Source organism: Paenibacillus sp. FSL R10-2788 (assembly GCF_038003885.1).
GTDB classification, from domain to species: Bacteria; Bacillota; Bacilli; order Paenibacillales; family Paenibacillaceae; genus Paenibacillus_AQ; species Paenibacillus_AQ odorifer.
Genome location: NZ_JBBOQA010000001.1, coordinates 4,334,875 through 4,347,607 on the forward strand (window position 1 = coordinate 4,334,875; position 12,733 = coordinate 4,347,607).

Annotated in this window: 13 protein-coding genes; 3 read left to right on the forward strand and 10 right to left on the reverse strand. The window is 43.2% G+C overall.

What is annotated here, in order from left to right:
• Window positions 1-62: 62 nt before the first annotated feature.
• Window positions 63-617, forward strand: a complete 555-nt coding sequence (locus NSQ50_RS19240) for a helix-turn-helix domain-containing protein (protein ID WP_076143765.1) — start codon at window positions 63-65, stop codon at window positions 615-617.
• A 77-nt stretch (window positions 618-694) separates the two neighbouring features.
• On the opposite strand, the gene NSQ50_RS19245 is transcribed toward NSQ50_RS19240, so the two are convergent.
• Genes NSQ50_RS19245 through NSQ50_RS19255 form a run of 3 tightly spaced genes read right to left on the reverse strand, consistent with a single transcriptional unit; the run spans window position 695 to window position 1,379 of the window.
• The gene (locus tag NSQ50_RS19245) at window positions 695-949 is read right to left on the reverse strand and encodes a hypothetical protein (RefSeq protein WP_076143763.1); all 255 of its coding nucleotides are present in this window, start codon (window positions 947-949) and stop codon (window positions 695-697) included.
• Window positions 928-1,116 (reverse strand): hypothetical protein, encoded by a 189-nt coding sequence (locus tag NSQ50_RS19250; protein ID WP_143760471.1) that lies wholly within the window; start codon window positions 1,114-1,116, stop codon window positions 928-930. The genes NSQ50_RS19245 and NSQ50_RS19250 overlap by 22 nt, the downstream gene beginning before the upstream one ends.
• A 23-nt stretch (window positions 1,117-1,139) precedes the next feature.
• Window positions 1,140-1,379, reverse strand: a complete 240-nt coding sequence (locus NSQ50_RS19255; RefSeq protein WP_143760470.1) for a hypothetical protein — start codon at window positions 1,377-1,379, stop codon at window positions 1,140-1,142.
• A 118-nt stretch (window positions 1,380-1,497) separates the two neighbouring features.
• Here NSQ50_RS19255 and NSQ50_RS19260 point away from each other — a divergent pair, with 118 nt between their 5' ends.
• On the forward strand, window positions 1,498-2,124 hold the full coding sequence (locus NSQ50_RS19260; protein WP_036688810.1) for a glycoside hydrolase domain-containing protein: 627 nt from the start codon (window positions 1,498-1,500) through the stop codon (window positions 2,122-2,124).
• A 525-nt stretch (window positions 2,125-2,649) separates the two neighbouring features.
• Here the strand turns inward: NSQ50_RS19260 and NSQ50_RS19265 are convergent.
• Both NSQ50_RS19265 and NSQ50_RS19270 read right to left on the reverse strand, forming a co-directional pair.
• Window positions 2,650-4,476 carry a M56 family metallopeptidase gene (locus tag NSQ50_RS19265; protein WP_076143758.1) on the reverse strand — a complete coding sequence of 609 codons (1,827 nt, stop codon included), beginning with the start codon at window positions 4,474-4,476 and terminating at the stop codon, window positions 2,650-2,652.
• The gene (locus NSQ50_RS19270; RefSeq protein WP_076143756.1) at window positions 4,476-4,865 is read right to left on the reverse strand and encodes a BlaI/MecI/CopY family transcriptional regulator; all 390 of its coding nucleotides are present in this window, start codon (window positions 4,863-4,865) and stop codon (window positions 4,476-4,478) included. Before NSQ50_RS19270 ends, NSQ50_RS19265 begins: the two co-directional genes overlap by 1 nt.
• Before the next feature lie 273 nt (window positions 4,866-5,138).
• Between NSQ50_RS19270 and NSQ50_RS19275 the strand changes: the two genes are divergently transcribed.
• A complete protein-coding gene (locus NSQ50_RS19275) occupies window positions 5,139-5,528 on the forward strand; it encodes a hypothetical protein (RefSeq protein ID WP_076143754.1) in 390 nt (129 codons plus the stop codon).
• A 137-nt stretch (window positions 5,529-5,665) separates the two neighbouring features.
• Here the strand turns inward: NSQ50_RS19275 and NSQ50_RS19280 are convergent, their stop codons facing one another.
• The 5 genes from NSQ50_RS19280 to NSQ50_RS19300 form a co-directional block, all read right to left on the reverse strand.
• Window positions 5,666-6,541 carry an amidohydrolase family protein gene (locus NSQ50_RS19280; protein WP_076143752.1) on the reverse strand — a complete coding sequence of 292 codons (876 nt, stop codon included), beginning with the start codon at window positions 6,539-6,541 and terminating at the stop codon, window positions 5,666-5,668.
• On the reverse strand, window positions 6,528-9,698 hold the full coding sequence (locus tag NSQ50_RS19285) for a GNAT family N-acetyltransferase (RefSeq protein ID WP_076143750.1): 3,171 nt from the start codon (window positions 9,696-9,698) through the stop codon (window positions 6,528-6,530). The genes NSQ50_RS19280 and NSQ50_RS19285 overlap by 14 nt, the downstream gene beginning before the upstream one ends.
• Before the next feature lie 223 nt (window positions 9,699-9,921).
• On the reverse strand, window positions 9,922-10,941 hold the full coding sequence (locus tag NSQ50_RS19290) for an LCP family protein (protein ID WP_038572139.1): 1,020 nt from the start codon (window positions 10,939-10,941) through the stop codon (window positions 9,922-9,924).
• 30 nt (window positions 10,942-10,971) lie between these two features.
• Window positions 10,972-12,093, reverse strand: coding sequence for an FtsW/RodA/SpoVE family cell cycle protein (locus NSQ50_RS19295; RefSeq protein ID WP_038572142.1), 1,122 nt, complete (start codon window positions 12,091-12,093; stop codon window positions 10,972-10,974).
• A gap of 99 nt (window positions 12,094-12,192) precedes the next feature.
• Window positions 12,193-12,726, reverse strand: a complete 534-nt coding sequence (locus tag NSQ50_RS19300) for a hypothetical protein (protein ID WP_038572145.1) — start codon at window positions 12,724-12,726, stop codon at window positions 12,193-12,195.
• Window positions 12,727-12,733: the final 7 nt, after the last annotated feature.

Here is a 12,733-nt window from a genome sequence, read left to right on the forward strand (position 1 = left end):
CTTATGTGCGTTTTATTGTATATCCTGATCGTTATAAAGTAAATAGGGAGTGGAGAATTACCGTGGAAGAGATAAATCAAATCATTGCGGAGAATATAAAAAAGATTAGAAGAAGTAAAGATTTAAGCATGGAAAAGGTGGCAGAATTAACAGGAGTAAGCAAAACAATGATTGGTCAAATCGAAAGAGGCGAATCAACACCTACCATTACAACCATTTGGAAGATCGCCAATGGATTAAAAACTTCATTTTCTGCGCTGATAGATTACCCAAAACCTGACACAAGAATAACATTAAGAAATGAGATTCAACCACTGCTTGAAGACAACGGAAAATATCGGGTGTATCCATCTTTCCCATTTGATGAAAGCAAACGATTTGAGGGTTATACAGTCGAGATAGACGAAGGTGGATACCTTGATGCCAATCCACATATGGAAGGAACTGAAGAATTAATCACTGTATTTGATGGTGAATTGTCTTTGCGTGTCAATGATAATGAATATCTATTAAAATCTGGTGATTCTATCACGTTTAACGCAGACAAACCCCATGTATATTATAATCTAGGAGAATCATTGACCCGTTTAAGCATGATCTTATACTATTCTAGTTAGCAAAAAAACCAAGGTTCTTAAACCTTGGGATCAAATCTTACTATGATAACCTGCGGAGACGCCACTCAGCCTCCCCATTATGAACCGTCCAGCATAAACTTATAAACCTTACCATCTTGTACATATTCATTATTAAAAAGCAGGGCATCCCCTTCTCTTTTCAGGAACTTCAGGTTATCTCCAAAAAAAGGAAGGTCGTTTGTTTCGGCATATTTTTGCTGCTCTACGTCAAGAAGTGCCTTGTACAACAATGTTTTGGCACTTGTTTTGCGATCTATCATCATGAGGAAACCTTGTTGATTGGACCGAATCAGCAGAAAATCCTTGTCCATTCCTGGCGAATGACCATTTCATCCTTAATAATCATGGTATACCATTTATTATTGATATGTGGTTCTCCGTAAACATCTGTTACGGTTAGATAGATTAGACCTTTCGGCGTCTTCTGAAAATCGAACTGAACAGCATCGAATAACTGCGAACCAAGGTTCGTTAGCAAGCGAGTTTGTCCTGCGGAATCTGTTAGATATAAACTCCCTGTTTACTTCCAATACGAACGGCTATCTTTTTTCCCCATCCAGTAAACTCCGCTCTTTGATGCGATTTATCCCATACAACCTTCAACCCTGCCGCTTCCCAGTGACTGGCTGAAACATAAGTAATCCCATCCTTTACTAGTGCAGCGCTCGTACCTTTCCCGCCTCCATCCATAATGAAAGTAAAATAAGCGATCAAAGTCTCTCCTTCTATTAATCCTCTCAATCTGCCTCTTTTTCTCTCATTTCGTGGTTCCCCCAAGAATCTGTGAAAGTTTTCTCATATATTGATAGGGAGGTTGGCGCCAAACCTTAAACAAAATAATTGAAAGAAGGCAATTACAATGGCTTTAGGTTGTGATACAGCTACAAATGTAACAGCAGCAAGATTAACTACACTTAAAAATAATAAATTCACATTCGTTTGCCGCTATTTAAATCGCGTGGAAGGATACCAGGATGGTCTCACCTCAGCTGAGATTACACGGATTTCAGATGGGGGATTATATATCATATCCCTTTATCAAATCAGCAAATCGCTCGATCATTTTACGAAAGCCAATGGTGTTAAAGATGCTGAAACGGCTGTAGGCTTAGCAAGTGATTTGGGACAAACCAGCAGCACTCCGATTTATTTTGCCATAGACCGCGATATGACCTCTACCGAAATCACAAACAATATAGTACCTTATTTTCAAGGCATAAAATCAGTGCTAGACAGCAGTACTAAAAATTCCAAAGGCTATAAAATGGGTATCTACGGATCACGAGCAGTCTGCTCTCATATTCGAGGCACTAATTCCGCCACAACACGTTACACCTTCATCGTAGATAATGACTGGCAGGGAACCTTCGATGATTGGAACCTGCGACAATATAATTTCAACACTGAGGTAGGAACGAGCACTGGCAAAATCAACGTAGACTATGTAGAGTCCTCCTCACATAGCGGTGGAGGCTGGAAAAAGTAATTTATTCCTCTTTTATCGGTGACGAGGCGTTATACTAAAGCAGATGATGATAGATTCAAATAAAGTCTCGTTATTAAAAAAATAGTAAAAAGACAACCAGGCATTGACTATCCGATTATTGGAGAAGCTCTGCCTGGTGTTTTTGGTTTGTAGCGGAAGTTTAAGCAGATAATGATAAATCGTAGCTATCCGACTTTAAGGTCTCCTTTGGGCAACCCTCGGAGAAAAATCGCTCTAACTTTATGCAACCTATGAGATAACTGCACTCTATACACTTATTTCGTCTGTAAAAGGCTAACTTCTCACTTTAACTGTATTCTATACAATTAAAAATCACAGTTATCAGCTTTAGCGGCAAAAAACTAAAAAATAGGTGTACAAAATACAACTATCTTCAGGAGCGAGTTTTTCGAGCGAAAATAGCTGTACGAAATACAATTAAAAGCCACTACATATTAAAATCGTCAGCCCTCCATATAAAAAAGGGGCGGGATCTTTGTAGACCACCCCCTGCTCCACTTGCTCTTATTTAGAATCGCCCAATTGATCATATGCTGAATCATACGTCCACTTCAGGCCGTTGTCCTTACTCGACAGATAGATGGTACCTACAGTTTTGCCCTCTTTGCTGAGCAGAATAGGATACAATCCTTCTTTTCCATTAAAAATAGGTGAAAGCGGCGTTTTTTGATATTCATTAAAGGTTTCCGGTAGGGATACCACGAGCTTTTCCCATGACTTACCCTTATCTTTGGTCCAATAAATAACAGGCCCATTATCTTCATGATATCTGAACCCCAAGAATCCGATATCCTTGTTAGAAAACCCTGCCCCGGCTAAACTTTCCGCGTATAAATCGTTAGGATTTCCAAGCTCCGTCCATGTCTTCCCGCCGTCAGAGGTCTGGTATACATAATTTAGCGAACGTCCCACGCCTGCAGAACCTCCGGAGACGATCCAACCATTTTGCTTGTCAGTAAACCCGATGAACTTGGCATCATACCCCTTAGCACCTTCAATGTTGTAGTTATTCCACGATTTCCCCATGTCATCGCTGATTAATACATGTAGAGGGGATTCTTTACCATTCGCAAATCCATATACAATTGCAGTTTTGTCCTCGGAGATATAAAATCCGGTATCCGCTCTCCCCATCCCCATTTCTGTTCCAGTCGTATCAAGTTTTAAAGGTGTTGGCGCTTGGATCTCCCCTTTCCGATAGGAGACAGAGACATTACCATCCTCGTCCATGGAATACGCATTCCCAGCGTCATGCACAACAACTTGTTCTCCACTAGAGCTGTAGGAATAAATAGTACCTGGTTTGAGCGCCGTATCTGTAGATTGTCCGGTTAGGTTCGTACAGGCTGCTAGCACTGCTGTTACACCAACCACTATTAAGACCGCAAGAAATGCGCCTACTCCATTTCGTTTTTCTTTCATATTTAAAATACTGCCGAATCGCTGCTTCATCGAGTGTTTTCCTCCTGCAAAATTCGTTGATAAAGCTACATGCCGAGTAGCATTACTTTGCATAACCGATAAAATAGCTTCGCAGTATTTCTTTCGATATGCTGCATTTTGCTTACGTACAACGGTGTCATCACAATAAATTTCAATTTCGCGGACAGCTTCGCGTGCCATGAACCAAACCAATGGATTAAACCAATGCACTGCCTGCACAATCAGTAGCAACAGCTTATATATGATGTCATGCCTTTTGTAATGGACCAGCTCATGTTTTAAGATAAACTCCAGCTCTTCCTCACTATATTGATCATGCGGCAAGAATAGTGTTGGCTTGTAAAAACCCATTAGCATCGGATTCGGAACTTTACTGCTTATCAGAACCGGAATGGCGGGTGTTACATGCATTTCTTTAGCGACTTGTTTGAGCTTGGAGAACATATCCTCTCTCTGAAGAGGGCTGCTCCAACGTAATACCTGTTTTCTGAAAAAGAAATAACTAAGCAAATGATACCCTAAAAAAAGCACAGCTCCAGTAACCCAGATGTACGCTAAGATATTAGTTATAGAAGGGATATGGCTTACATCCCCTGTCTGGACCGGCTGAGAGATTACTGACGTATCCGCCTGCAAATTCTGGGACACTGAGCTTTGAAAGACAGTTGCTATGGCCTGACCTTCGGGTAGCTGAATCGCCACAGGAGGATTGGTAAAGGAAAAGTTGAATGGCAACAATAATCGCAGGGTTAGGATCAACCATATCCAATAGCTCAACTTAGCCGAATAATGTTTTCTTAACAAGGGAGTTAATGTGATTAAGCCGATAATAACTAAACTTATGGTCACAGAGATAACCAGAAAATCTGTAAAAAGACCTGTTATCATCAGGATTCCTCCTTATCTACTCTATCGAGCAGTTCCCGCAACTCAGCAAGATCGCTTTTATCAATCGCCTTCCCGTTGTATAAGGACATCACCATATCCTGCACAGAGTTGCCAAACAGCTTTTCAAGCGTAGACTTCCCTTCGCTCTCTTTATAATCTGTCTCAGAAATTGCAGCGAGATAACGGTTGCTCCGCCCTTCTTTTTCGCAAGATAGAAAGCCTTTTTCAACCAGCCGTGACAGCACTGTCATCAAAGTAGCAAGCGCCCACTTACGTTTATCCCCCAGTTGATTCAAAATATAAGAGGAGCTAACCCAACTCTCGGCTCTCCAAATCACCAGCATAATTTCCAGTTCAGCATCTGGCAAGCGTTTGATTTTGTTATTCATCCCTATTTCTCCTTGTTATACATTTGTGTAATACATTCATTATACAAACGTGTAATTAAAAAGCAAGCACATTATTTCTAAAATATGTATACATTCTTAGACGTTTATTGTTTTAATAAAGGTTTCACAAGTCCAGTAGCAAATAATAAATAGAACCCTAGGAATTTTTATAAGATTCCAACAATGATAACCAACACACACTCAGCTGAAATTTATAACTATTTTGGAAACTAAGTGATTGGTCTGCATTATTCTTAAGTAAGGAGGTAGGTTATGAAAAAATTTAGTATTCTATCATTTTCACTGATAATTTTACTAATTTTATTATTTGTATTAGTCAGACCCACGCAAAAGATCGTAGGTGTCAATCTTGCATCCGAAACAACAGAAATTACTTATACTGACCGTGAAAGCCTTCAAATCTTCGAAGATGCTATAAGAACTGTAAAAAAAGTACGCGGGTCTGTTGATGTGGGTGAACCGACTTATCGAATGACTGTTACTTACGCTAATTCAAAGGTGGCCGGATTCAGCCTTTATATGGATTTTAAAACGAAAGATGGTTTCCTGATTAAAGCTAGCAATAGCGAAAAGATGCTGGATTTAAGAAATAAGAATTCGGTTGAGCTAGCTGATCTGTTAAGTAAAGAAAAGGAAGATTAAAATTTGGAAACTCAATCTAAAAATAGGCATGGTCATCATACAAATGTAAAAACAAGCCATCCTTTAGTACTAACTAAGGATGGCTTGTTCGTAATTATATTATTTTCCTGCGCTTAAAATATACTGTCCCGCTCCGCTCAGAGCGCTGCAATTCTCTGCTGGATGCGTGGGAATAATGCAAAGGCATTCTCATAAAATACTTTCTCGTGGTGCTGCTCAGGCACAAGTCGGCGGACGAACTCCGCATACAGGTCAATAGGCGCGAGTGGCCAATCGGTACCGAACAGCATTTTCTCATAGTGATCAGAGTATACCAGCGCCCGGCGAAAATGATCCATAAACAGGGGTTCATTCATGAACCGCTCAAAATGAGGCCGATCACCAACAACGAGACCGGACAAATCGGCATAGACGTTCGGATTCTTGGCGACCACTTCGGCAGCATCCATCACCCATGGATCGCCTAAATGGCAGATCATAAAGTTCACGTCGCGCCGTTGGAACGCTAGTTCGTCCACAGTAAGCGGATGCGCATACTTAAGCAATCCATTCATCGAATACGTATCACCGGTATGAATAACCACAGGCGTGCCGTACTTGGCCGCTAGCTCATAGATCGGCGTGTAGATTTTGTCATAAACGTAATGATGATAGTACCCGGCATAAAGCTTAATACCAGCTACCTCAGGAGCTTGCAGCCGTGCCTCAATTCGGTCCAGCTCATCCAAAGCATCCTTTCCTCCGAGCATATTCGGATTAATGCCCACGCATTCCATTAAGAATGGCGGCACACTATCTTCCAAGTCGAGACTCATCGGATTGGGAGAGGCAGAGTCAGGAAAGGCACCCTTCGTCTGCTCCGTGACCCCCATTCCAATGCCGAGAACAACGTCGTTCTTGTCAAACTCCGCTTTGAGCCCAGCAGCTGTGTAATCAACTTTGGAGAGGTCCTGTGCTGTCTGATGAAAGCTATCGATGTCCGACAGATGAATGTGAATATCAATGATTGGCATTTATAGTCTCCTTTTTGTCAGAAGCACTAGCAAAGGTCACCTTCATAAGATTACGAACTACCTCTGGATCCAGAGCGAGCTCTCCCATGATCATGAAGGTCGGTTGTGTCCAAGCGGTTTCTCCGTTCAGAAGTAGTAGATGGTGATTCACACCATATGTGAATACCTTATTGTTCACGTAAGACATAGCTCTCTGATTAGGATAACTATGCACCACATGCAGCATGTCTTTACGCGAAGTTGCACCGATTCGGATAAGCCCCTTGGATTCCAGATGGGCTTCGACCTTCCCGATAGGGAAGTTGCCTTCCTCTGGGAGCTCCATCCAGCCTTCCGAATAGATTGGTGAAGGCTTAAAGTAACTATCCTCGGATAGCGAATAATGCGGCAGCGTCATTCCACTTTCATTGGTTACTGAAATCAACACACAGAGCACAGGAACTCCGGGCAGCATGAGGTAATGCTGATTGATCGTGATCCCCCGGTTTGCTTCCTGCTTCTCCATCGAAGTGGTCAGTCTCAAACCCTTCCAGACGTTGCCGTGATCATCCATCTGCTCCGTCCAAGCTGCGCTTCTTGGCTCCTGCAACCGGCTAAATCCGCCTATTCCAGAAATACCCACACCGAGTCCACCATGCCAAGGATTCCACCAGGAGCGTGGTTCTGCTTTCGGAAAGGTGCTGTCCAGCCACTCTTCTCCTTGGTGCTTCAAGGAATGCACAACGCTGCCGAAATCAGGAGCAGCTGCAATAGATAGAACTCCGTTGCTCACTGTGTAAATGGGACCCGCAGGTCCTTCTTCTATCCCACAAACAACGCTTGTTTCCGTTTGTGGAAACCAGAGGCCTGTTCGCTCTTGAATGCGGTCCTCACCGCGATAGACGACCCGGACCTTACGGCCAGATTCGTTGTGTTCTGGTGATTCTGTATCCTCAGTAGAGAGTTCAAAACCTGCGGAGTGCAAATTTTGTCCTCTTTGCAACTCCATCTCAGCGACACTTCGCTCCTCTTCTCCATCAGCCTGTACATACAATTCAAGGCTTCCATCAAGCGGTGTCATCTTTCGTTCGATTAGCTCGGCATGAAGTGCCCCTGCCGCAAACGGATTTCCACCGCCGAGCGTTAGCTCAAGATGGTCATCCAACACCGGTATGACCGAATTCTGCTGTTTTAGGGCAAAGGCGCGAAATTCCGACCACTTAAGGAAGGTGTTAAGAGCAAACATCATAGTTTTTGTCCGTACGACATCTCCAGCGGAGATTCGGCCAAGATTATGCTCCAGCCCAAGCGGGTATTCCGGGCGAAGTAATTTTAGCGAAGGATCCCAGCAGATTCCGCATGTGACGTTCTCTTCCTTGCAGAACAACCAGTTCTCCGTAATTTGTGCACTGTCCCAAAGACTTGGATCGCCTGAGTAAGCATCGCCCATGTCCACGTATTGGCCCTGATATGGCAAGATAAGCTGTTTACCGAAAAAGCCGAAATTCGTCAACAGATACATGTCTTCTTCCAGGATGTCACTATTGGTATTGCAGACCTCGCTATAAAACTCAGCGATTCCGTTAGCAAATAGCTTAGCCACTCTTTTTATCTCAAGACCCGGAAATTCTTCCGACTCGTAAAGGGCTTCGAGCACCTGACTCTCCCCTTCAGAATAGATCTTTACTTCTTTGGCCTGTTTCTTAGAGAATTCTTCTGCGAATGGCTTGCCTAACTTCGGATGGGTCAACCAGAAATTATGGCTCGAGCCGGGATATTCAATCCACATTCCATTGTCGGTATTATTAAGATGAATGGAGTAGGCGCCATTTACAGCCACCCACTGATCCCCGTTTTCCCCGCCAAAGCGGCCATGCGTTCCCTTCATTAGAACGGATAGCTTGCTGATAAAGGTGACTGCCTTCTCTCCAACCGGAACGGCCGTTACCTCAATAGCCTGTGAATAAAGACCGTATGACTTTAGGGTAAAGGGTACTTGAATAGAAGCCTTACTCTTAGCTGGAACAGTAAAGTTTACTGTACGGTCCGCCCACATCAGGAATTCGTCTTCGGGCAAATCAAAAGAAAATTCTGCTTCTGCAGCAAAATTATTCTCCACATTAAGGTACAGTTCCGAAGGAAGACCCAGATATAGTTCCCGGTGTGGCAGCGCTATCTTCATTTTGAGTGGGAATTTAGGAGCAACGCCAATGCGGAATTCAGCACGCTTGCCACCGATGATCCACTTGCTCAAAACAACGGGGTGTGTCTTCTTATCGTTCTGCTCTTCCCGAACCGAATCAAGCTCAAAATCACCTTCCACGATAACCGTTTCACCTGGTGCTAGTGTTCGCGCAGCAGATAGAGCAAAACGGATATTTTTATCGTTCTGGCCTTCGATCTCAATGGCCAGCTCAGACGCCGAACGATTCTTGATGCGATAGCGAATCTTGTAGGTCGAACCGAACACAAGATCATGATCATCAATCTCCGTGGAGATTTCATAGTCTGGTGTATCAAGAGCGGTCAGACCGCGGCCAGTCTTCTCGAATTCCGTCCGCAAGGAGAGTTCTCCCTTTTGCCAAGTATAATCAAAGAAATCAAAGCCACGCTCCTGGCGGCCATCTGGCTGGATGGGAAGTTCACGGGTACTGTCTGCATACCAATCCAGTTCTTCAAAATAAGGAGCAAGTGCTTCCGTTTGCAATACAGTTGGAATGAAGTTCATCAGATGGACGTAATCTTCATTTTTCTCCCAAAAAAATCCGCATTTCTTATACATCGGTACGGCTTTCGTATTACCTGCCCAAGTGAACAGATCAAGACGTGGCCAGCCCGCTTCTATTGTTTGGCGAACAGCGTTCAGAATCAGATTGCGGCCAACCTTGTATCCGTGATAATCGGGCCGTACATTCAATAGCGGGACATACAATGCCCCTTCATCTTGACGGTAGTGGGCGAAGCTGCAGAAGCCGACTACCTCTTTGCCATCAACGGCAAGAAAGGCATTAAGATTGGACGAGATCTCCATCTCACGGCGCACACTGTCCTCAGTTCTCTGATTAGTGCCTCCGCCCCAGCTTTCGTTGCTGCGGTTCCACATTTCTGCGACCGCCCCAGCATAAGAAGAATCGTATTCGATAATGCGGATTTGTTCCGCTGTAGTTTTTACAGTCATGCTCTCATCTCCTTATTCCTCAAAAAAATATGAGTATGTATTCGCATAAAGTTATTGTGGATAAGCTCTCTACAACATATTGAAATAACTCCTACGAGTTCTTATTATACTATTAATTGGAAGCTCAATACGAGGTAAAAAACTCTTTCACCTTATTTTCTACATAAACTCACAGCCGGCAGAAAGCTACAAAAAAACTGCTCCTAAGAGCAGTTTGTTGATGTTAATCCACAGTCCCAACATTCTCCAAGTGTAATGAGCTTTCGGAGCTGACGCCTGCTTCCGTACTCAGAGTAGTAAGTGCTTGTTTTAGATCCTCTTTATTCACATAGACATACGGACTCTTCCAAAGAGATTCCACATGTAAGGAATTAATATGCTCTGGTTTAAGTTTAGGGAAGTTGAATAACCACTGCTGCAGATCTGCTTGAGGAATATCCGTCTTCACATTTTCACCAATGATATCCAATACATTTCCCCATTGGGACACGCCTTGGAAATTTCCTAGCTTATCCAGAATCTGCTTGATTACTTGCTGCTGCCGATCATTGCGCTGGAAATCGGAGGATTCAGCCGTTCCTTGATTCGATTTACGGTACCGTACAAAATCAAGAACTTGTTTGCCATCCAGCTTCTGCAAGCCTTTCTTTAAATCGATGTGTGTACCATCTGCCGTATCGGTATATTTCATATCCATATCGACATCTATAGTCAGTCCGCCAAGCAAATCCACGGTCTTCTGCAACACATCAAAATTCACCACAACCATGTGCTCAATCGGCAGACCGAGCAAATTACTGAAGAACTCTTTTGTATTTGGAATAGCCTCTGTTTTGTCTTTTATGTAATGATAAGCATAATAATAATTGGCTTTGCGGGAAGGCAACGATTTAGGTTTTAGCAACAAATCCCGTGGTAAAGATAAGAAACTCGTCGACTTCGTGTCCGGATTGAAGCTGACAAGCATCAGAACATCGGTATTCATTACTCCACCACCGCCATCCCGGCTATCTACCCCGGCTAGCAGAAAAATCATAGGTTCAACCGATACCGTCTCCTTTTTTTCCTCTGGAACAGCTGTGGGCTGGATGGTGACTGGAGCTGCCATACGCTGTATCGCATCATCCGTCTTTTTATATAAATACCCTGCATATACTCCAATCCCTATAATAGCTGCGCCTAAGACAAGACCAATGCTCGTCAGAATTTTACGGGTTGTTGTCCACTTGCGTTTGTTAGACATAATTTCCTCCACTCAGTTCCAATAGCTAATTCAATCAGTGCTTTCATCCTTATGAACTTTAACACTTAACACCATGCCAATCGCAATCATATTAGTTAGCAATGAGCTGCCTCCATAACTAATAAAAGGCAATGAAATCCCCGTCAGGGGCAGCAACCCAATATGCATCCCAAGATTAACGGAAACTTGAAAGATGAACATGGCGATAAACCCGGTGACAATATAGGTACCCGCACGGTCCCTACTATCCAGCGCAATAAAGATCATTCGGTACACGAGCAGTAAATAAAGCATCAGCAGCACGGATGAACCTATAAAACCGTATTTCCCCCCGATGACTACATAGATCGAATCGGAATACGCATATGGAATATATCCTTTTCGCAAAAAAATACCTTCACTGCCCGATAATCCTCCGGAGCCAATGGCTATCATTGCGTTTTTTACATGCCAAGATTTATCAGGATCGCTTTGCGGGTCCAAAAAAGCTTGGATTCGTGACAATTGATGGGGTTCGACAATCTTGGATAACAAGTCGAAGTTGGCATAATACAGCCATAGTATCGTGCCGATCGAAATAATCACAACACCAAGGATCAGAATCATATATAGAGCACGGATGTTACCAATCCACAGCATACTAAGTAATATGCCAGCAAAAACGAGCGCTGTACCCAAATCGGGCTGATCCATTATTAAAATGAAAGGAATTAAAAAAACGAAACAAACCGGTACTAAATCTTGAAAAAACCGCAGCTGCTGGCCCTCTCGTGTACCTAATAGATGAGCAATGAGCAGCACCGTACTTATTTTAGCCAGCTCGGAGGGCTGAAGCTGAAAGCTCCCAATGCTTAACCAACGCACGGCACCATTGAGATTTTCTCCAACCAGCTTGACTAGTACGAGTAAACCTATGCCCACGCCATAAAAGAGATACGCTAACCTGCCTAATAGAATCTTATAATCTACCAAAGCAATGAATAACATGGGTAGGCAAAATAAAGCAAATAAATACAAATAACTTATGTAAAGACCGTCTAACCGCGTATCCGTAGTCGCTTCATAAATAGCAACAGTACCCACGCCAACTAAGCAGGTGGTGAGAAAAAGTACGGATCTGTCCAGCTTTGCAATTTTGGTAGAGATGAGCATAAAACAACCTCTATTTAATTTCTGTAGTTTTCTTGTTGTGCTGAGCACTTTTACTTCTTTTTTTCACATTGAAGCGCTACGGATGACTAGATTGAATGATTACCTCAGATCAAATTTGCCCTGATACGCTTTCTTCGATAACAGCTTCAGTTTATCTTCACTTAGCGTATAGATATCCAGACCATTCCCAGCCTCACCCAATGACCAGCCCAGCGCGAGCTCCTTATGGCCATCTTCATCAACATCAAAGAATCCGGCATAATCTAGACCATACCCAAACCCCTCAACCTCGGAAATCTTCTGCCAAGCTTCATTTTCCTGCCTCAACAACATTGCTTTTATAGTATATCCTTTGTTTTTACTGTACTCATACACAACTACGGCTTCGTCAATTCCGTCTCCATCCATATCGCCAAAAGAGATGGCATTATCCTCTTGTCCCTTCATCGGAGTTATCAATTGAGCTTTGTCTGGAAGCCACTTAATAAATTCCTGGCTCGTTTTGTCTCGCTCCAGGCTTGCTTCTGATGATGGAGGTTTAATCAGCTCTCCGGGTGTTGCCGGGACTCCGCATCCTCCGAGCAAAAATAAAGTTGTAAACAGGGTACCAATTTTTATGAATTTGCCCGGCATTTGGATC

Excerpts from the sequence above, each read along its gene's own strand:
- NSQ50_RS19245 (WP_076143763.1), bottom strand. The coding sequence starts at position 949 with ATGGACAAGGATTTTCTGCTGATTCGGTCCAATCAACAAGGTTTCCTC.
- NSQ50_RS19260 (WP_036688810.1), top strand. The coding sequence starts at position 1,498 with ATGGCTTTAGGTTGTGATACAGCTACAAATGTAACAGCAGCAAGATTA.
- NSQ50_RS19265 (WP_076143758.1), bottom strand. The coding sequence starts at position 4,476 with ATGATAACAGGTCTTTTTACAGATTTTCTGGTTATCTCTGTGACCATA.
- NSQ50_RS19270 (WP_076143756.1), bottom strand. The coding sequence starts at position 4,865 with ATGAATAACAAAATCAAACGCTTGCCAGATGCTGAACTGGAAATTATG.
- NSQ50_RS19275 (WP_076143754.1), top strand. The coding sequence starts at position 5,139 with ATGAAAAAATTTAGTATTCTATCATTTTCACTGATAATTTTACTAATT.
- NSQ50_RS19280 (WP_076143752.1), bottom strand. The coding sequence starts at position 6,541 with ATGCCAATCATTGATATTCACATTCATCTGTCGGACATCGATAGCTTT.
- NSQ50_RS19285 (WP_076143750.1), bottom strand. The coding sequence starts at position 9,698 with ATGACTGTAAAAACTACAGCGGAACAAATCCGCATTATCGAATACGAT.
- NSQ50_RS19290 (WP_038572139.1), bottom strand. The coding sequence starts at position 10,941 with ATGTCTAACAAACGCAAGTGGACAACAACCCGTAAAATTCTGACGAGC.
- NSQ50_RS19295 (WP_038572142.1), bottom strand. The coding sequence starts at position 12,093 with ATGCTCATCTCTACCAAAATTGCAAAGCTGGACAGATCCGTACTTTTT.
- NSQ50_RS19300 (WP_038572145.1), bottom strand. The coding sequence starts at position 12,726 with ATGCCGGGCAAATTCATAAAAATTGGTACCCTGTTTACAACTTTATTT.